18 protein-coding genes are annotated in these 20,040 nt (G+C 36.6%); 2 read left to right on the top strand and 16 right to left on the bottom strand.

The window, feature by feature from the left end; translation table 11 throughout:
• Positions 1 to 8: 8 nt before the first annotated feature.
• Positions 9 to 1,121: an HlyD family secretion protein gene (locus GYY69_RS12245; protein WP_174797935.1), complete on the top strand. Its 1,113-nt coding sequence runs from the start codon at positions 9 to 11 to the stop codon at positions 1,119 to 1,121.
• Positions 1,118 to 2,275, top strand: coding sequence for an ABC transporter permease (locus GYY69_RS12240; RefSeq protein WP_202985014.1), 1,158 nt, complete (start codon positions 1,118 to 1,120; stop codon positions 2,273 to 2,275). The genes GYY69_RS12245 and GYY69_RS12240 overlap by 4 nt, the downstream gene beginning before the upstream one ends.
• 270 nt (positions 2,276 to 2,545) lie before the next feature.
• Here the strand turns inward: GYY69_RS12240 and GYY69_RS12235 are convergent, their stop codons facing one another.
• The 16 genes from GYY69_RS12235 to GYY69_RS12160 all read right to left on the bottom strand — a co-directional run.
• A complete protein-coding gene (locus tag GYY69_RS12235; RefSeq protein WP_174797934.1) occupies positions 2,546 to 3,934 on the bottom strand; it encodes a hypothetical protein in 1,389 nt (462 codons plus the stop codon).
• Positions 3,931 to 4,194: a PAAR domain-containing protein gene (locus tag GYY69_RS12230; protein ID WP_065638604.1), complete on the bottom strand. Its 264-nt coding sequence runs from the start codon at positions 4,192 to 4,194 to the stop codon at positions 3,931 to 3,933. Before GYY69_RS12230 ends, GYY69_RS12235 begins: the two co-directional genes overlap by 4 nt.
• Positions 4,195 to 4,226: 32 nt before the next feature.
• Positions 4,227 to 5,096 carry a T6SS immunity protein Tli3 family protein gene (locus GYY69_RS12225; protein WP_174797933.1) on the bottom strand — a complete coding sequence of 290 codons (870 nt, stop codon included), beginning with the start codon at positions 5,094 to 5,096 and terminating at the stop codon, positions 4,227 to 4,229.
• Positions 5,097 to 5,107: 11 nt separating this feature from the next.
• Positions 5,108 to 5,848, bottom strand: a complete 741-nt coding sequence (locus GYY69_RS12220) for a T6SS immunity protein Tli3 family protein (protein ID WP_174797932.1) — start codon at positions 5,846 to 5,848, stop codon at positions 5,108 to 5,110.
• 5 nt (positions 5,849 to 5,853) lie between these two features.
• On the bottom strand, positions 5,854 to 6,723 hold the full coding sequence (locus GYY69_RS12215; protein WP_174797931.1) for a T6SS immunity protein Tli3 family protein: 870 nt from the start codon (positions 6,721 to 6,723) through the stop codon (positions 5,854 to 5,856).
• Between the two features lie 11 nt (positions 6,724 to 6,734).
• Positions 6,735 to 7,475 (bottom strand): T6SS immunity protein Tli3 family protein, encoded by a 741-nt coding sequence (locus GYY69_RS12210; RefSeq protein WP_174797930.1) that lies wholly within the window; start codon positions 7,473 to 7,475, stop codon positions 6,735 to 6,737.
• 5 nt (positions 7,476 to 7,480) lie between these two features.
• A complete protein-coding gene (locus GYY69_RS12205; protein WP_174797929.1) occupies positions 7,481 to 8,350 on the bottom strand; it encodes a T6SS immunity protein Tli3 family protein in 870 nt (289 codons plus the stop codon).
• Positions 8,351 to 8,361: 11 nt separating this feature from the next.
• A complete protein-coding gene (locus GYY69_RS12200; protein ID WP_174797928.1) occupies positions 8,362 to 9,105 on the bottom strand; it encodes a T6SS immunity protein Tli3 family protein in 744 nt (247 codons plus the stop codon).
• A 3-nt stretch (positions 9,106 to 9,108) separates the two neighbouring features.
• Complete coding sequence (locus tag GYY69_RS12195; protein ID WP_174797927.1) at positions 9,109 to 11,700, bottom strand: T6SS effector phospholipase Tle3 domain-containing protein; 2,592 nt, start codon at positions 11,698 to 11,700, stop codon at positions 9,109 to 9,111.
• 139 nt (positions 11,701 to 11,839) lie between these two features.
• On the bottom strand, positions 11,840 to 12,772 hold the full coding sequence (locus tag GYY69_RS12190; protein ID WP_174797926.1) for a T6SS immunity protein Tli3 family protein: 933 nt from the start codon (positions 12,770 to 12,772) through the stop codon (positions 11,840 to 11,842).
• Entirely contained in the window at positions 12,762 to 13,565 is an 804-nt protein-coding gene (locus GYY69_RS12185; protein WP_174797925.1) for a T6SS immunity protein Tli3 family protein, read from the bottom strand. The genes GYY69_RS12190 and GYY69_RS12185 overlap by 11 nt, the downstream gene beginning before the upstream one ends.
• Complete coding sequence (locus tag GYY69_RS12180) at positions 13,566 to 14,723, bottom strand: effector protein Tle3 domain-containing protein (RefSeq protein ID WP_174797924.1); 1,158 nt, start codon at positions 14,721 to 14,723, stop codon at positions 13,566 to 13,568.
• Positions 14,723 to 15,658: a T6SS immunity protein Tli3 family protein gene (locus GYY69_RS12175; protein ID WP_174797923.1), complete on the bottom strand. Its 936-nt coding sequence runs from the start codon at positions 15,656 to 15,658 to the stop codon at positions 14,723 to 14,725. The genes GYY69_RS12180 and GYY69_RS12175 overlap by 1 nt, the downstream gene beginning before the upstream one ends.
• On the bottom strand, positions 15,648 to 16,451 hold the full coding sequence (locus tag GYY69_RS12170) for a T6SS immunity protein Tli3 family protein (protein ID WP_174797922.1): 804 nt from the start codon (positions 16,449 to 16,451) through the stop codon (positions 15,648 to 15,650). Before GYY69_RS12170 ends, GYY69_RS12175 begins: the two co-directional genes overlap by 11 nt.
• A complete protein-coding gene (locus GYY69_RS12165) occupies positions 16,452 to 19,079 on the bottom strand; it encodes a T6SS effector phospholipase Tle3 domain-containing protein (protein ID WP_174797921.1) in 2,628 nt (875 codons plus the stop codon). It abuts the gene before it with no gap.
• Between the two features lie 3 nt (positions 19,080 to 19,082).
• Positions 19,083 to 20,040: DUF2345 domain-containing protein (locus tag GYY69_RS12160; RefSeq protein WP_174797920.1), on the bottom strand; the 958-nt coding region annotated here is incomplete at its 5' end.

The raw sequence follows: 20,040 nt of genomic DNA, 5'->3' as shown, positions 1-20,040 counted from the left end.
AGCTATATATGAAAAAAAATGTCAAAATTCCTGTTATCTTTTTACTTCTGCTAATGTTTGGCTCATTTTTAATTTTTGTAGGTTCAAGAAATGATGCGGTATCTGTTGCCAAAAGCATTAAATCTGGCGTATTAACGGCTGACGAAATTAATATTGCCTTTCAAAATGTCGGCGGAAAAGTCACCCAACGATTTGTGCAAGAGTCACAAATGGTAAAAAAAGGTGATCGGTTAATGCAATTAGAAGATATCGATACCAAGCTGGCTATCGATCGCTTACAAGCTTTAGTTGATAGTCAAAAAGCAGCAGTCAATCAAGAACAAGCAACCATTGAAATTACGGAAAACGAGACTAACCTTTCAGAATTAACAACTTGGCGCAAAATTGAAGAAGTACAAGCCAATTTAGAAGCAGCAAAATCTGCTCAAAATTTAGCGAAGACTGAATTTGATCGCCAAACCCAATTACGAAAAACAGGTGGCAACTCACAGTCACAACTTGATAATGCACGTAATGCATTTATTAATGCAAAAATGCAAGTTGTGCAAATTGAAAGTCAATTATCGACTTTAATGATTGGCGCAACACCAGAACAAATAAGCCAATTTGAACAAACACAAAATGCAACCGGCATGACATTAAAGTCCATCTTAATTGCTCGGCAAAAACTCCAAAATCGCCAAAATCAATTAGCACAGCTTAAAGCACAACTTGCGCAAGGTGAAGCTGAATTAAAACAGTTACAACTCAATTATGAACGACTAACGTTAAGAGCACCTGAAGATGGAAAAATATTAAAACTGATGTTTGAAGATGGCGAAATGGTACCAAACGGCGCACCCGCAGTATTGTTAGAAACTAACCGTAAATATATCGACATTTATGTGAATGAAAAAATGGTGAATGATTATCAACCTGACACAACTGTCACCGCTAATGTGATTGCGCTGAATAAAGAAGTAAAAGGTAAAGTCCGCTTTGCCACCGCTGCGCCATCATTTGCCGATTTACGTATGACACGAGAACGCGGCCAAGCCGATCTAACCTCTTATCAAGTTAGAATTTATATAGAGTCAATTCCAAAGCTATTAACCGGAATGACACTTGAGGTGGATCAATGATGCAAAACATCATTAAATCTATGCTCGAAGAACTTGACGCCATGTTGTCGGGTCACTTTATCCCTTATTATAAAGTTTCGCTTGGCTTAGCGGCAATTGTTTCACTGGTATTTTCAATCGTATTAAGTCACGGAGCCGTATTTGAAGGTAAAATTGCAGTGATTGATCTTGACGGCTCAAATTATTCGACGGAATTAATTAGTAAAGTCAATACATCACCTTACATTGAAGTGACGGAAGTGATAAGATCGCCAGTAAACCCGATAACGTTAGTTTCACACGACCGTAATTTAGGTGTTTTATATATTCCTAAAGGCTTAGAAAAAAGCTTAAAAAAAGGCGATCAAACCGTTCGCCTAGGTTATTTTGCTGATGACACCAATGATGCACAAAATGCTAAAGTACTTCAAAGCCTTAATGAATATATTCCTGAATTAGGTGCCGAACTGAGTATTGGTAAAATTGCCGCATTAGGGCTTGGTAAAGAAGGCATTGAAGCAACCTTATCACCCATGCAACTAAAAACACGCTACCTGTTTAATCCGGCAAGTTCATCGACAATTTCGACAATTATTTATTTTGTTTACTTTTTCTCATCACTGACTTACGGGTTAACTTCATTGATGATTATTGGCCGATTAAAAGTTACTGGTATGTGGCAAATGGCTATAGAAAGAGGCTTCTTATCCTTATTAGCAAGAACAATCCCTTATGCGCTATTTTACACAACCGCATTAACCCTTATTACCGCTATACTAGTAATATTTGGGCAACTACGTTTTGAAGGTAACTATTTCGCGTTTGTGCCAAGTGTATTTATGACAGGACTTGCCTTTGGTTGGTTAGCCTTTTTACTTTCTTGGACAACAAATAATCCGGGTGAAGGCGCGGGCAGAATGATCTTTTTAGTTCCGCCGGGGTTTATTATGGGAGGATCAACAATGGCAGTGGGTATTATGCCTATTTGGACATACTACGTTAGCCACGCGTTTCCATTAGTTTGGTTATTTCGATTTTTCCGTGATTTTGCCATGCGAGGGCGTTCACTGATTGATATGTTAGCAACTTATGGAGCTTACATCATCTATTTAACGGTTATTGCTTTTGTGGTGATGATGTTTGTTGAGCGAGTAAAAAAGACAGCAAAAAACTAATTTTTTGTCAAAAAGTTTCAGATAACACCTACGTTTCAGTAAAAACTTGATACCACACCACATCTATTTTTACCCCCCTCGATGAATGTTCAACGAGGGTTAAATGTATAGTTGGTACTTCCTTTTTAGAGTATCGCAACAATGACGTTATAAAGCTGAGGCTAACTAACGTCACTTATCCAATTTCAAAATCCAAATTACCGTGCCAAGTGGAATACCATTCACACAGCAACTCACATCACTTATCCCATACAAACGACCTTTAAGTAATCATCTAAACGATTCAAACCAAATTTTATCAAACTCTTCTTGATAACGCTGTATTTTAAAATAAAGAGGAATACAAACTGCAATCACCGATAAAAAAGTACTCAAAACAATTATTGATAATATTTCCTTTAATTCAATATAATTAATAGCCAATAAAGCAACAATAGAATACAGGCAAAAAACAAGACTAAAAAAATAAGCCGTTGGGAAAATCAATAATTCATCATTTTCTTCGATACGTTGGACGGTTCTATCAGATACTTGCATAATATAAATTTCATTACTTCCTTGCGCAGCAATCATTTGCCCCTTTTGTCCTTGATTTACCCCATCAGCAGCCAGTGCTAATGCAAGCCATGCATGGCTTTCGCTTAATTTACCTAAATTAAGATCTAATGGATAAACTTTATTTGGCGCAATTATAATTTCGCCATTAATATCAAAAAATGTCTCCTTTAAAATATTTAATGCAGAAGAAGATAAAGATGTCGTCCATAATTGATTAACTCGTTTCTTTTCAACCTGCTCGGCTTTAATTAAATAACCAATATCATCACTTAAATCAGTAAGTTCGGTTTTAAGAGGTCGAAACACTCTTAATTTGGAAAGATTTAATGCTTTCTTAACATTAGAAAATAATAATGCACAGCAATATTCACTAAAAGATAATTGGTTCTTAACATCGTATACTAAATTAATCATTAAAATAGATTCATCATATTTTGTATCTATCCATTCATGGATGATTTCAGGCGAAGGTATGCAATCGGATAACACAATATCAGACTCGTTAATATTAATATGATTTGAACGACAATAATTAGCTAAAATCATAACCGCAGCATCTGAACTTTGAGTCATATTTAATAGCACTTTGATTTTTGACAAGCTATTAATTTTAGCTTTCATTGGCATAATAATTTTTTCAAACACATAAAATAGTGGTGAACTACTCATTTCATGTATAACTGAAATCGGCATTACTTTATCGGGATTCATTGGTTGACTGCCTTCTAGCCCCATAACTTTTAAAGCAAGATTATCGATTTCTGTTAAATAACAATAATCAACTAACCCAATTGATTTTCTTGCCCATATCTGCCATCTTGCTAGTTTATTTTTAATATTTAAATTAAAAAATAGAGCTTTAATTAATTGTGAATGGTAATAACTATAAATAAACCCTGTTATAGATAAACTAAAAAATAGCGGTACGATAACAAGATAAAAGCCCCCTAACAATAAATTAGATAGCACACTATTTTCATTAATGAGTAACACTATAAATTCAAAAAAAATGGTGCTCAATACAAAAACCAATAAATAAATCCAGATAGAAAAATTCTTAGGTAGTGCTTTTTCTGGTATGTTAGGTACTCTCCATTTCATGCTTCACTCCCTACAACAGATAATGTTGAAATAAGCTCACAGCCACAAGCGGCTTTACAACCATTAATGGCAACAGATCGATTATACATTTTCCAAGTCGGATGCCCGTCAACAATATTATTTACACCATGTCCCTTTATCGGACACGATACCTGATCGCCAACTAATGCAACTGGCTTACCATCAAAAATAGCACCAGATGCACTTATCACACATCCTCCATGGGAATGCGGATCGCCTAATCGAATTACACCTTTCATAAAGTCATTCCTAAAATTAGTCTAAAATATTTTTACCTTTCCGCCCCAACCTCACAACGTATTTTGTCCCAACCTTGGTAAGGTTCGGGTTTTAGATTTTTTATTGAATTTACCCGTAATTGATATTCTTTATTATTGAGCATTTTTTTATAAGCACCAAACCTAGAACCATCCCTAACTCTTTTATCAGAAAACGCCGCTGATGGGTAAAAAATTTGATAGTTGCTTAATCCATGTTCATAATCAATTCGATTATATCTATAAGAAGCCCCAAATATCACCTCATGATTTTTTAAAACAAAATAGCCGGTATTACCCGAAATAGTAATCGGTGTATTTGGTTTTTCTGGTTCATAATAAGTATCCTCAATTGGCGAATCATCCACCCCAATAAAGTAATCAACTTCTTCTCCTGGTACAGCTGCCATTGGGGACACCATCGCTTTTATAAAATGTCTGCCACCATCGACTGAAAAAACAAAATCAGACAGATCATTGGTGGGAATGGCAATATACTGTTTGCCGGGGTTATAGTAGTTAAATTTCGGTAAATGATAAGCTGTATAAAATCGTTCGGTAATTAAGGTATGAATATTATTTTTATCATCATGATACCAAATCAATCCACTGCAATTTTCGCCTTGTAGCTCTAAATAACGATCGGCGTCATAACGATAAATCACCTGCCGCTTTTTACTGACATAATAAAAGGAATAATCTAGCACATCACCATTTCTGGCAATACTATGGAATAATTGATAGCCTTCTTTCGGTAATGGTTTAGGGCGCATCAGTGGCATTGGCTCGGTGGAGGGGAATGGCGCAAAAGTCGATAAAATCACAACCAAAACTACGGGTACAACAAATAACATTATCAACAATTGAGTTATTTTCTGTTTCATGCCTTAATTCCTTATTTAGCTGTGCCTAACAAGTGTTGATAGACCTCTAACACGGTATGGTTATCGGGCAATTGAGTTCCTTTGGCATTATAATCACAGCGCATTTTATCCCAACCGGTATAGTCACTTGGAATTGGGGGAATACTTTCGGGGATAATTTGGCTTCTGCCTAAAATAGCTCCTTGTTCAAGCTGTTTTTTTTTCGATAACATACTCCAACCTTTGGTGCCAAATGGCGCTTCTGATACATAAAGCTGACCATCTTTGCTTAAAATAAAAGCCTGATCATTCACCACATCGTATTGCGGTGAATCATGATTACCTAAATAATGCCCAACCCCTAAATCGGTACTTCTAAATGAACGCCCTCCATCAATGGAAGTATATATTGCCGACACATCCGACAATGGGATTGAAAGATAGTTTTTTGCTGGATGCCGATAGGGTTCAGTGTAAATACGCCAAGAATGAGCAGCTAAAAGGTAATAAACTTGTTCTTTATCATCAATAAAATAAGCTTGTCCTTCACATCGATAGCCTGTCAATAAAATATAACGATTTTCATCAAAACGGTATACAATTTGCGAAGGGGGAACAATGGTAGGCTTTCGTATATTATTAACTGGCGAAAGTGCCAATATCCCCAAGATAAAGAACAGATAACTCACCATTTGCCATCGCTCACGATATTGCTTAATTAGCATAATAATAAATAACGCTCCCCCAATAAGGGTCGATAGTATTGCTAACATCATCATTACCTTTCCGCCCCAACCTCACAACGTATTTTGTCCCAACCTTGGTAAGGTTCGGGTTTTAGATTTTTTATTGCATTTACCCGTAATTGATATTCTTTATTATCAATAAGGCTATCATAGGCACCAAATCTAGAGCCATCTCTAACTCTTTTATCAGAAAACGCCGATGATGGGTAAAAAATCTGAAAATTTCTTAACCCATTTTCATAATCAAAGTCATCATATTCATAAGATGCGCCAAATATCACCTCATGATTTTTTAAAACAAAATAGCCGGTATTACCCGAAATAGTAATCGGCGTATTTTTTTTCCCAAGCCAAGTATAAAATTCCTGAATAGGCGAATCATCCACCCCAATAAAATAATCAACCTCTTCTCCTGGTACAGCTGCCATTGGGGACACCATCGCTTTTATAAAATGTCTGCCACCATCGACTGAAAAAACAAAATCAGACAGATCATTGGTGGGAATGGCAATATACTGTTTGCCGGGGTTATAGTAGTTAAATTTCGGTAAATGATAAGCTGTATAAAATCGTTCGGTAATTAAGGTATGAATATTATTTTTATCATCATGATACCAAATCAATCCACTGCAATTTTCGCCTTGTAGCTCTAAATAACGATCGGTGTCATAACGATAAATCACCTGCCGCTTTTTACTGACATAATAAAAGGAATAATCTAGCACATCACCATTTCTAGCAATACTATGGAATAATTGATAGCCTTCTTTGGGTAATGGTTTAGGGCGCATAAGCGGCATTGGCTCGGTGGAGGGGAATGGCGCAAAAGTCGATAAAATCACGACCAAAACCACGGGTACAACAAATAACATTATCAACAATTTTGTTATTTTCTGTTTCATGCCTTAATTCCTTATTTAGCTGTGCCTAACAAGTGTTGATAGACCTCTAACACGGTATGGTTATCGGGCAATTGAGTTCCTTTGGCATTATAATCACAGCGCATTTTATCCCAACCAGTATAGTCACTTGGAATTGGGGGAATACTTTCGGGGATAATTTGGCTTCTGCCTAAAATAGCTTCTTGTTCAAGCTGTTCTTTTTTCGATAACATATACCAACCTTTGGTGCCAAATGGCGCTTCTGATACATAAAGCTGACCATCTTTGCTTAAAATAAAAGCCTGATCATTCACCACATCGTATTGCGGTGAATCATGATTACCTAAATAATGTCCAACCTCTAAATGGATACTTCTAAATGAACGCCCCCCATCAATGGAAGTATATATTGCTGACACATCCGACAATGGGATTGAAAGATAGTTTTTTGCTGGATGCCGATAAGGCTCTGTATATAGATCCCAAGAATGAGCGGCTAAAAGGTAATAAACTTGCTCTTTATCATCAATAAAATAAGCTTGCCCTTCACATCGATAACCTGTCAATAAAATATAACGGTTTTCATCAAAACGGTACACAATTTGCGAAGGAGGAACAATGGTAGGCTTTCGTATATTATTAACTGGCGAAAGTGCCAATATCCCCAAGATAAAGAACAGATAACTCACCATTTGCCATCGCTCACGATATTGCTTAATTACCAGAATAATAAATAACGCTCCCCCAATAAGGGTCGATAGTATTGCTAACATCATCATTACCTTTCCGCCCCAACCTCACAACGTATTTTGTCCCAACCTTGGTAAGGTTCGGGTTTTAGATTTTTTATTGAATTTACCCGTAATTGATATTCTTTATTATCAATAAGGCTATCATAGGCACCAAATCTAGAGCCATCTCTAACTCTTTTATCAGAAAACGCCGATGATGGGTAAAAAATCTGAAAATTTCTTAACCCATGTTCATAATCAAAGTCATCATATTCATAAGATGCGCCAAATATCACCTCATGATTTTTTAAAACAAAATAGCCGGTATTACCCGAAATAGTAATCGGCGTATTTTTTTTCCCAAGCCAAGTATAAAATTCCTGAATAGGCGAATCATCCACCCCAATAAAATAATCAACCTCTTCTCCTGGTACAGCTGCCATTGGGGACACCATCGCTTTTATAAAATGTCTGCCACCATCGACTGAAAAAACAAAATCAGACAGATCATTGGTGGGAATGGCAATATACTGTTTGCCGGGGTTATAGTAGTTAAATTTCGGTAAATGATAAGCTGTATAAAATCGTTTGGTAATTAAGGTATGAATATTATTTTTATCATCATGATACCAAATCAATCCACTGCAATTTTCGCCTTGTAGCTCTAAATAACGATCGGCATCATAACGATAAATCACCTGCCGCTTTTTACTGACATAATAAAAGGAATTTTTAACAACAAATCCATTATTGGTTACATAATAAAAGAGTTGATAGCCTTCTTTAGGTAATGGTTTAGGCCGCATAAGTGGCATTGGCTCGGTGGAGGGGAATGGAGCAAAAGTCGATAAAATCACAACCAAAACCACGGGTACAACAAATAACATTATCAACAATTTAGTTATTTTCTGTTTCATGCCTTAATTCCTTATTTCGCTGTGCCTAACAAGTGTTGATAGACCTCTAACACAGTATGGTTATCGGGCAATTTAGTTCCTTTGGCATTATAATCACAGCGCATTTTATCCCAACCGGTATAGTCACTTGGAATTGGGGGAATACTTTCGGGGATAATTTGGCTTCTGCCTAAAATAGCTTCTTGTTCAAGCTGTTTTTTTTTCGATAACATACTCCAACCTTTGGTGCCAAATGGCGCTTCTGATACATAAAGCTGACCATCTTTGCCTAAAATAAAAGCCTGATCATTAACCACATCGTATTGCGGTGAATCATGATTACCTAAATAATGACCAACCCCTAAATGGGTACTTCTAAATGAACGCCCCCCATCAATTGAGGTTTCAAAGCCTGCAAGATCAGAATAAGGAATAGAAATATAATTTTTAGCTGGATGTCGATAGGGTTCAGTGTAAATACGCCAAGAATGAGGTGCTATGCTGAAATAAACTTGTTCTTTATCGTCAATAAAATAAGCTTGCCCTTCACATCGATAACCTGTCAATAAAATATAACGGTTTTCATCAAAACGGTACACAATTTGCGAAGGAGGAACAATGGTAGGCTTTCGTATATTATTAACTGGCGAAAGTGCCAATATCCCCAAGATAAAGAACAGATAACTCACCATTTGCCATCGCTCATGATATTGCTTAATTAGCATAATAATAAATAATGCTCCCCCAATAAGGGTCGATAGTATTGCTAACATCATCGGTTAACTTCTCCTTTCTGTATCAGGCACTGGCAGTGGCCATTGTTGTTCTGGATTAATATAGAAACCAAAAACTTTACCACCCACTGTGACCGCTAGTTTAACGACTTGTTTAGCAGCTACTTTCGTTATAATACTTCCACCACCAACAAGCAAAGCCATTTGATAAATAGTTTCAACCTGCTTAAATTCATTTATTACACCGTCTGGGACTTTCCCCTGTAATAGATGCATCATCGACTTAATTGGGGTTGGCAAAATACCATCATTTTTATACTTTATTGTGTCTGAGTCTTCATTTTCTGGTGATCGCCAATCGGCAAGGTGAATTAATTGTTGCCACGTTCGGCGGTTTTGTTTACTGCAAATATTGACTTCGCCCAACGCAAGATCAAATGCCATTATATGAGAAGGGACTTGCTCGTTTAAGGTAATACCTGAATGATGGGAACTGTCTTCAGCTTGCTCTGTCTGTTTTTGGACATATTCATAAACCTTTTGTTTCAGTTCTTCACCAGACGGAAAACACCATACCTCGAATTTATGCGGATCATCTGTAAAACGAAAATGGGCAAATCCTGGCAACCATTCCGGATGCTCATTTAATCTGTCTCGAGGCCATGGATAATAATAAACACTATCAAGTGAATGATTAGAACTACCGATGCGTTTTTTGGGTCTATCTGGATAAGGATAATAAAATTCATATTTAGGATAAGGTTTATACTCGTCAGATTCTTTATACCACCTTTCATGTTCATCATATTTATTTTTATCTAAAAACAGATCATTATAATAAATCGCTTTAGCTAATTTTGTTTTCGCACTTTTTCCACATCCGGTATAAATAATTGGTTCAGGAACTTGTTCACCATTAATATTCAACTTTTCTCTAACTTGATATCTCGCATTACTAACCGATCCCGTTTCAGTTGGCGAATAAACACCATGCTCCTTATCTTGTTCCAATTGCGCAATAATTTTGTCATCTACTTTATAATAAATAATAATTTTATCTTTAATATTATCGTAATAGCCGTGAACAAAGCTGCCATTCTCAATGGGGTTATGTTGATTGACTAACGCGATTTCATCTTTAGTTAAATAAATATGCATTTTATACATAAAAGAAAAGCTTTCTTGTTCGGCATCATATTTTTTTATAATATCGATCTGTCTATCCTTTAACGCCTTTTTATCAAGGTATTCAGGCACGGCTATTTCAAAGGCTCCTTTTGGTCTGAAACAGATAAATTTAGCGGGCTCTTCACCCACAGTCATACGATGACCAAATGCACGTTGCTTTAAATTGTCACCACATTGATTAAATACGTGATTAGGTATACCTTGCCAGCCCATGCCCTCAACACTACGCAATGAAACCACTTGATCATTGGGACTAAAGTAGTTATACACTTTGCCAAAGTTATTTCGACAATAAAGCGGATTGGTAAAATCATAATCCTGCTTTGAAGGATTGAGCATACCGCCTTTAATAGTTTTAGCAGCAACCCCTTTTTCAATTAACGTTTCGGGATCTTCATATTTATTTATTCTTAACTTTTGCCCATCTTTTATGGCTTGCACAAAATTAATAAAGGTTTGCTTACGCGCTTTGTTAGTTTGCACCCCCATGCCAGATTCTTTCGATTGTGATTCTAAAAAAGTGTAATCAAAAGCATACGGTGAGTGTGCAAGTATCACACAATCAGCCGGTAAATAACCTTCCTCAGCTAGCATCATATTAGCTAGCATGGTAATAATTGTCCCTTGACTATGCGCCACAATATTGATTGGTGCTTCCTTCAACTTTTTATCTTCTCTAATTTTAATAATTAAATTGGCTAAGCGACGAGCGGCAAACACCATATAGATGCGATGTGGATTGTAATAAGCTTTAGCCCCTTTTTGTGATCCCAATCGGGCAACTAAATTAGTAAACGAGGTAAACCCTGGACCATACATATCGGGAATGCAGGTGGTTGCATCCGAAAAAGGACCACCATTGCGAGTAAAATGGTAATCGATCCAATTACCAAAATGATCATGATTTAATTTTGAAAAACCATAAATTTCAGCCAGTTCTTTAGTCTCTTGTTCAATCCAATAGGCATCATAAGGTAGTTCATCTGGCTTACCTTTTTCTAATCTGGCTTTATAGGCTTCTTGTTCACTATAGTAAGTATCAACATCGACCGGTTTATAACCCCAATAAAATGGAATAACAGGCGAATTACCTTTATGTTTTTCTACCTTAGGTTTTAGTGGTGGATTAATTTTTGCTGTTTCTTCCCACTCAGTTAACATCTGCATTCTGGGTGAAAAGTCGTCATCATCAACTTTAGCCCATTGCCACTTGTTAGGCTTTAAATCACAACGCCCTAAACGCTTATTTAATCCCTCACAAATCCCTTTATCTAAATTTGGGAATGCTTCGCCAACATCATTCACGCCATGAATCAAAATCACAATACATGGCAATGGCGCAGGCACGCAAACATTTTGGGTTAGCATGGCATCAGTAGAGTTTGCGGGTAAACCAATCACACCGTCAACCTCGGCGATACTATCATCTGAAGTATGTGTATTAGACATCGGTTAATCCTTGGTTAATATTTCTATTTTCAGTTGTTCTAATTCTGTCATTGGTAACACAAGCCCATCGTAATATGTTTCTAGTGGCTATAGATAAATAGGCTTAAAATCAAAAATAAATAACAATTTGCTAGCATCATTACCTTTCCGCCCCAACCTCACAACGTATTTTGTTCCAACCTTGGTAAGGTTCGGGTTTGATATTTCTAGCGGATTTAATACGTTCCAAATAAACCGGTTGATAATAAATTTCCCAATACTTACCGAATCGTTGTTTTCCTTTCATATCAGGATCTTTTTTAAGTAAAAAACTAGGATCTATGCCAAACAATGAATGAAACATTTGTTCATGATGATTGCGAGGTTTTTTATCAATCAACGATATTCCATTATCATAAAAAACCGTTTCACCAAAGAGCACATTGCCATTATTTAAAATAAAGTAACCGGTATTGCCTGAAACAGTAATTGAATTAGTAAAGGTGTTTGAACGCGAAAAATCGGTAAATGTGGAAGTTAATGGTTTATCATCCACCCCAATAAAACGTTCCACTAGCTCTGGTGCCACGGCAGCATAACTGGTCACTTCAGCTTGAATAAATGTTTTACCTTTATCTAACGAAAACATCACAAATGACATATCATTCGCGGGGATGGCAATATAGTCTTTACCGGGATTATAATAGTTAAATTTGGGAAGTTTATCGTAGGTAAAAAATGGCGTATTGATTCGAGTATGAATATTATTTGCCTTATCATGATACCAAATCAACCCTTCGCAATTTTCGCCTTGCAGCTCTAAATAGCGATTTTCATCATAACGGTATATCACTTGCCGTTTTTCACTTAAATAATAAAAGGTTGCCACATGGTAATGACTAATTGTGCTATGGGTATTAAAGGTATAAGGAAAGATAATTTCATAACCTGCCCTTGGCTCTGGCATGGGTATATCTAACCCCTTTTTTTCAATATCTTCTGGTAAAGCAAAGCCAATAAGATAAATACCAATCCAAATCAGTACGGGTATTAAAACCAAATAGATAAAATAAGCCTTCAATTTATACGTCATGCTCTGCCTCATTAAAACTTAATCCCATTAAACTGCGTAACCTTTTTTGTAAATGATGAAAAGGTGTGTAGCGATTATGGATAATCATCTCTTGTTTTAAATTGAGATCGCATTGCCAACTATCCCAACCTTGATAACTAGCTGGCATACTTGGCATAGCTTGTGGTGGATTATCCCAACGCGCGCCCATATAACGCGCATACCCATCAAATAAAGCTAAATTATATTTTGCTAATAAATCATAACCAATACTGGTACCAAATGGTTTAGGCGAGTGATAGATCCCTTTATTTTTATCCAGTAAAAACATTTGATTATTCACTACCATTATTTTTTCAATTGTTTCCGGTTTAGGACGATAATAGTTTTCATTATATTCAATTTCGATATGTGTCGTTGTAAATGTTCGTCCACCATCTCGGGAATAATCTATTGAGGAATATTGTTCATCGGGAATAAAAATATAATCTTCAGCCATATGGGCAAAGGGCTCAGTGATTACCCGTGCAGAATGGAGTGCTAATTCTGAATAGATTTGCTTTTGCTCATCAATATAATATAACCGCCCCTGACACCTTGAACCTGTAAGCTGAAGTGTGCGGTATTTATCAAAGCGAAATACCACTTGTGTTGGCGATCCGAAAGCGATTCTATCTTTACCCGGCAAAGGCACTGTTGCTAAAAAGCAGATTAAAAAAACACTGTAACTCAGTCTCTGTAATAACCGATTTTGGTTGTTAAAACTGTATATAAATAGGCTAATCGTCACCAATAAATAGAATATTGCCAGCATTTAGCACTCCTTTAAATCAGGTTCGGGCATTAACCATTGTGCGGCTTTGCTTAATTTTTTATATTTTTCTTTAGACAGTTCTATACCACGATTTACCTCACTAGAAATACTAACTACCGGAGAATAATCAGGTCGAATACTGCCATGATAAAAACTATTTTCAACAAAATTATCACCTATGGGCATATGCTTATCTGGATAATGCAGCGCTTTTTTTAAGTCTGGCGGCAACAGACCATAACGAACATATTGTGTCGTATCTTCATCAATATTTTCGGGATGGCGCCAATCGGCTAATGCTCGCCATTCATAAAGTTTTTGCTGTTTTTTGGGGGTAATATCTTTGACTATACCAATGGCTAAATCATAAGCCATAATTTTAGCCGGTGCCTCTTTATTATTGGTAATACCTGAGTGATGGGAACTGACATCGGCTTCACTATCAACAAGATCACCGATAGCTTCTTGGAACTGTTGTTGGGATAAATAATAATAGACTTTGATTTCATCTTTATCTTTCCCCATATCGCTGTTACCTATATATCGAAAGCCTTTGATACCCCTATCGGATAGTTGTAAATCATCATTGAGTTTTTGTAATAAAATTTCATCTGTGATTAATGGTTGCCCAATAATGTCATAAGGATTTGTTATTGGCGGAATATAATTTGGTCGCTGTATTTTTGTTTCATAAGTACGTTGTTTTAGTTCCTCCAACTGTTCAGGCTTAACATGGTAGATATCATTATAATGTACCGTTCGACTCAGTTTAGTTTTACCGGTTGGGTCATCAACAGTATAGATCATGGTTTCGGGAACTTCTTCACCATTAATGATCCGTTCTGTCGACCAAAAAGGCGCGGTCTGTACATCACCTGTCTGATATTGTTTACATTGTTTAATTGCCACTAAAAGCGAGTCGGGTACGTTTTTTCTTAATATTATTCCTGAACTTTTCCCATTTGATGATTTTTGCTCTTTATCAAGACAAATTGATTCTACTTGTTTGGATGTTGTTTTTTTATAAATCCATTCTGGGTGATCTTTTTGTGTTTCTGCCAACGACGGTTTATAAAAAATGGCAACTTTTCGACCCGAATCATAGTAATTACCATGCTCTAATGTGCCTTTTACGTTTTTAAATATTGCTAGCATCATTACCTTTCCGCCCCAACCTCACAACGTATTTTGTTCCAACCTTGGTAAGGTTCGGGTTTGATATTTCTAGCGGATTTAATACGTTCCAAATAAACCGGTTGATAATAAATTTCCCAATACTTACCGAATTGTACTCCGCTCATATCAGGATCTTTTTTAAGTAAAAAACTAGGATCTATACCAAACAATGAATGAAATTTTTGCTTATGATGATTGCGAGGTTTTTTATCAATCAACGATATTCCATTATCATAAAAAACCGTTTCACCAAAGAGTACATTGCCATTATTTAAAATAAAGTAACCGGTATTGCCTGAAACAGTAATTGTATTGGTAAATCCGCTTGAGTTTTCTGGCCGTATATCTGTGAACGTTAACTCTAATGAGCTATCATCTATCCCAATAAAACGTTCCACTAGCTCTGGTGCCACGGCAGCATAACTGGTCACTTCAGCTTGAATAAATGTTTTACCTTTATCTAACGAAAACATCACAAACGACATATCATTCGCGGGGATGGCAATATAGTCTTTACCGGGATTATAATAGTTAAATTTGGGAAGTTTATCGTAGGTAAAAAATGGCGTATTGATTCGGGTATGAATATTATTTGCCTTATCATGATACCAAATCAACCCTTCACAATTTTCGCCTTGCAGCTCTAAATAGCGATTTTCATCATAACGGTATATCACTTGCCGTTTTTCACTTAAATAATAAAAGGTTGCCACATGGTAATGACTAATTGTGCTATGGGTATTAAAGGTATAAGGAAAGATAATTTCATAACCTGCCCTTGGCTCTGGCATGGGTATATCTAACCCTTTTTTTTCAATATCTTCTGGTAAAGCAAAGCCAATAAGATAAATACCAATCCAAATCAGTACGGGTATTAAAACCAAATAGATAAAATAAGCCTTCAATTTATACGTCATGCTCTGCCTCATTAAAACTTAATCCCATTAAACTGCGTAACCTTTTTTGTAAATGATGAAAAGGTGTGTAGCGATTATGGATAATCATCTCTTGTTTTAAATTGAGATCGCATTGCCAACTGTCCCAACCTTGATAACTAGCTGGCATACTTGGCATAGCTTGTGGTGGATTATCCCAACGTGCGCCCATATAACGCGCATATCCCTCGAATGAAGCCAATATATATTTTGACAATAAATCATAACCAATACTGGTACCAAATGGTTTAGGCGAGAGATAGATCCCTTTATTTTTATCCAGCAAAAACATTTGATTATTCACTACCATTATTTTTTCAATTGTTTCCGGTTCAGGACGATAATAATTTGGATTATAATCAACTTTGATATGTGTCGTTGTAAATGTTCGTCCACCATCTCGGGAATAATCTATTGAGGAATATTGTTCATCGGGAATAAAAATATAATCTTCAGCCATATGGGCAAAGGGCTCAGTGATTACCCGTGCAGAATGGAGTGCTAATTCTGAATAGATTTGCTTTTGCTCATCAATATAATATAACCGCCCCTGACACCTTGAACCTGTAAGCTGAAGTGTGCGGTATTTATCAAAGCGAAATACCACTTGTGTTGGCGACCCGAAAGCCGTTCTATCTTTACCCGGCAAAGGCACTGTTGCTAAAAAGCAGATTAAAAAAGCACTGTAACTCAGTCTCTGTAATAACCGATTTTGGTTGTTAAAACTGTATATAAATAGGCTAATCGTCACCAATAAATAGAATATTGCCAGCATTTAGCACTCCTTTAAATCAGGTTCGGGCATTAACCATTGTGCGGCTTTGCTTAATTTTTTATATTTTTCTTTAGACAGTTCTATACCACGATTTACCTCAATAGAAATACTAACTACCGGAGAATAATCAGGTCGAATACTGCCATGATAAAAACTATTTTCAACAAAATTATCACCTATGGGCATATGCTTATCTGGATAATGCATCGCTTTTTTTAAGTCTGGCGGCAACAGACCATAACGAACATATTGTGTCGTTTCTTTATCTGTATTTTCGGGATGACGCCAATCGGCTAATGCTCGCCATTCATAAAGCTTTTGCTGTTTTTTGGGGGTAATATCTTTGACTATACCAATGGCTAAATCATAAGCCATAATTTTAGCCGGTGCCTCTTTACTATTAGTAATACCTGAGTGATGGGAACTGACATCGGCTTCACTATCAACAAGATCACCGATAGCCTTTTGTAACTGTTGTTGGGATAAATAATAATAGACTTTGATTTCATCTTTATCTTTCCCCATATCGCTGTTGCCTATATATCGAAAGCCTTTGATACCCCTATCGGATAGTTGTAAATCATCATTGAGTTTTTGTAATAAAATTTCATCTGTGATTAACGGTTGCCCAATAATGTCATAAGGATTTGTTATCGGCGGAATATAATTTGGTCGCTGTATTTTTGTTTCATAAGTACGTTGTTTTAGTTCCTCCAACTGTTCAGGCTTAACATGGTAGATATCATTATAATGTACCGTTCGACTCAGTTTAGTTTTACCGGTTGGGTCATCAACAGTATAGATCATGGTTTCGGGAACTTCTTCACCATTAATGATCCGTTCTGTCGACCAAAAAGGCGCGGTCTGTACATCACCTGTCTGATATTGTTTACATTGTTTAATTGCCACTAAAAGCGAGTCGGGTACGTTTTTTCTTAATATTATTCCTGAACTTTTCCCATTTGATGATTTTTGCTCTTTATCAAGACAAATTGATTCTACTTGTTTGGATGTTGTTTTTTTATAAATCCATTCTGGGTGATCTTTTTGTGTTTCTGCCAACGACGGTTTATAAAAAATAGCAACTTTTCGACCAGAATCATAGTAATTACCATGTTCTAATGTGCCTTTTACTTCTTTAAATAAAGGCTCTTGTTTTAATTTTTCAAGCTGCTCGGGCAGTAATACTACCGAGTTAGGCACTTTTTTACCTCGAAAATTAATAAAGGTTACACGCTGATTATAATCCTCCATACTAATATAGTCGGGGTACTGTTGTTGTGTTAATTCGAATTTAATCAATGGAATATTAAATTTTTTATTTTGCGTGTCATTCCCCACAATCACATGCTGAGCAAAAATACGCTGTTTTAAATTGTCTTGGCATGCATGGATAATATGGTCAGGAATACCTTGCCAACCCATACCTTGCACATTCCACAATGAAACAACGCGATCATTAGGACTAAAATAGTTATATACCTTGCCAAAGTTATTTCGATAAAACAGTTGTTCATCTTTCCCAAGGCGATCATACTGTTTTACGGTATCATCTGCTTGCACATACTTTTCGTCAGGGTTTACCGCGGTACTAATTACCCCGTTTTCCTTTAATATTTCTGTTTTAAACTCTTTATTTCTTAATCCTTGCGATTCTTTTATAACATTAACAAAATTAATAAAAGTTTCTTCACGCCCCTCTTTACTTTGTACTCCCATTAGTAGATCTTTAGATAAGACTTCAGCTATTGCTGGTTCAAAGGCATAGGGTGAGTGGGCTAATATTACACAATCGGCCGGCAATACGTTTTTCTTAGCTAATAGAAAGGTAGCTAACATGGTAATAATTGTGCCTTGGCTATGTGCCACAATATTAATAGGGATATCTTGTTCTTTGGTATCCTCTCTAATTTTCTCGATTAAATTGGCTAAGCGGTGTGCCGCAAAAGCAAAATAGATGCGGTGAGGGTTATTGTAGCTTTTTGAGCCAGGTGGGGTAGCCATTTTTCCGCCTTCGGCAAGTATACCTGCCATTCCAGAGCCATACATATCTGGTATGCAAGTTGTTGCATTGGCAAACGGCCCCCCATTGCGATGATAACCATAATCAATCCAGTTATTAAACTTATCACAATTGAGTTTATTAAATGCAACTGTGCCAGTATCAAGCTGAAAATCCTTGTCTATCCAATAACTATCATACGGTAATTCAGGATCGGTGATCGAGGCATCTTTAAGCCGTTTTTCATAAGCAAGTTGCTCTTCATGATATTTTTCTTTATCAACAGGTCGATACCCCCAAAAGAAAGGGACAATTGGCGAATAGTTGCTTTTTTTTATCGCTACTCTTGGTGCAAAATTATCAGCATCAGTTTGAATGGTATGCCATTCATTAGCGATTAAATCCGTTCGACCTAATCGTCTATTCAATCCATTACAAATTGCCTGATCCTGATTTTCAAACGCTTCGCCAATATCATTCACGCCATGAATCAAAATCACAATACATGGCAATGGCGCAGGCACGCAAACATTTTGGGTTAGCATGGCATCAGTAGAGTTTGCGGGTAAACCAATCACACCGTCAACCTCGGTGATACTATCATCTGAAGTATGTGTATTAGACATCGGTTAATCCTTGGTTAATATTTCTATTTTCAGTTGTTCTAATTCTGTCATTGGTAACATTTGTGTTTCACCATTTTCATCAGTCATCCCGTCTTGTGTGCTACCATCGCTAAAATGAATTCGATAAGGATGGTTTTTTAATACTTGCGATGATGAACCATTGAAATGTAATTTAAACTTACGTGAAAAGTCGCCTTTATTAAATGAAGGGGTCACTTCTTTAATACTTTCGGCACCAGAATAAGAAAGTAAAGCTGTTTTTTGTAAGATGCTAGTTGGCGCAATTAACTCTATCGTGCCATTTTTAATACGAATGCCAGCGCCACCACTAAGTAGCAATAACTCTTGTTGAGCGTTGATTGTTACTTTACCGCCACTACTGGTTATAAACATATTTTTTTCTGCAGTAAGTTCTAATTCATCTGACTGCGCTTGAATTTCAACCCTGCCCGATGCGGCAATCAGCTTAATCCCCAATTTGTGCGCAAAAATAGAGACCATTTCACCGGCTGCCATTGACAGCTTTTTGAAAATATTAACGCTAGCGTTTTTACCGGCAGTAACAATAATATTTTCACTGGCTGAACTTTGGATGCTTTTTGATGAAGTTTGCGCTATGCCTTGATCACCATGAATAACAACCGTTGGTTGCTGTAATTGATTGGTTGCTGATTGCAATGCTTGTTGTTGGCTGATTTCGGCAGGTTCGGCACCGCTTGATTTTCCACACTCAATTAGCGTATAAGAAATATTTAAAGATTTTTCGATTTGTTTTATTGAATCTTGCATTTCAAGCTGTTGGCCGGCAGCTTTTTCTTGCGCTGTGGTGGTAACATAAACCCCTTTACCCGCTCGTATTGCCCCCCACTCATCGGTGCGCAGTTCAAAGCCTTCACCTCGCTTGATTTTTTTATTATCAACTAAATGCCCTAGATTGAGTTGTGTTTTACCGTATTCGGTG

The organism is Gilliamella sp. ESL0250, from assembly GCF_013345045.1.
GTDB classification, from domain to species: Bacteria; Pseudomonadota; Gammaproteobacteria; order Enterobacterales; family Orbaceae; genus Gilliamella; species Gilliamella apicola_H.
The sequence above is the reverse complement of the archived record's forward strand: the minus strand, read 5'-3'. Positions and strand labels throughout refer to the sequence as shown.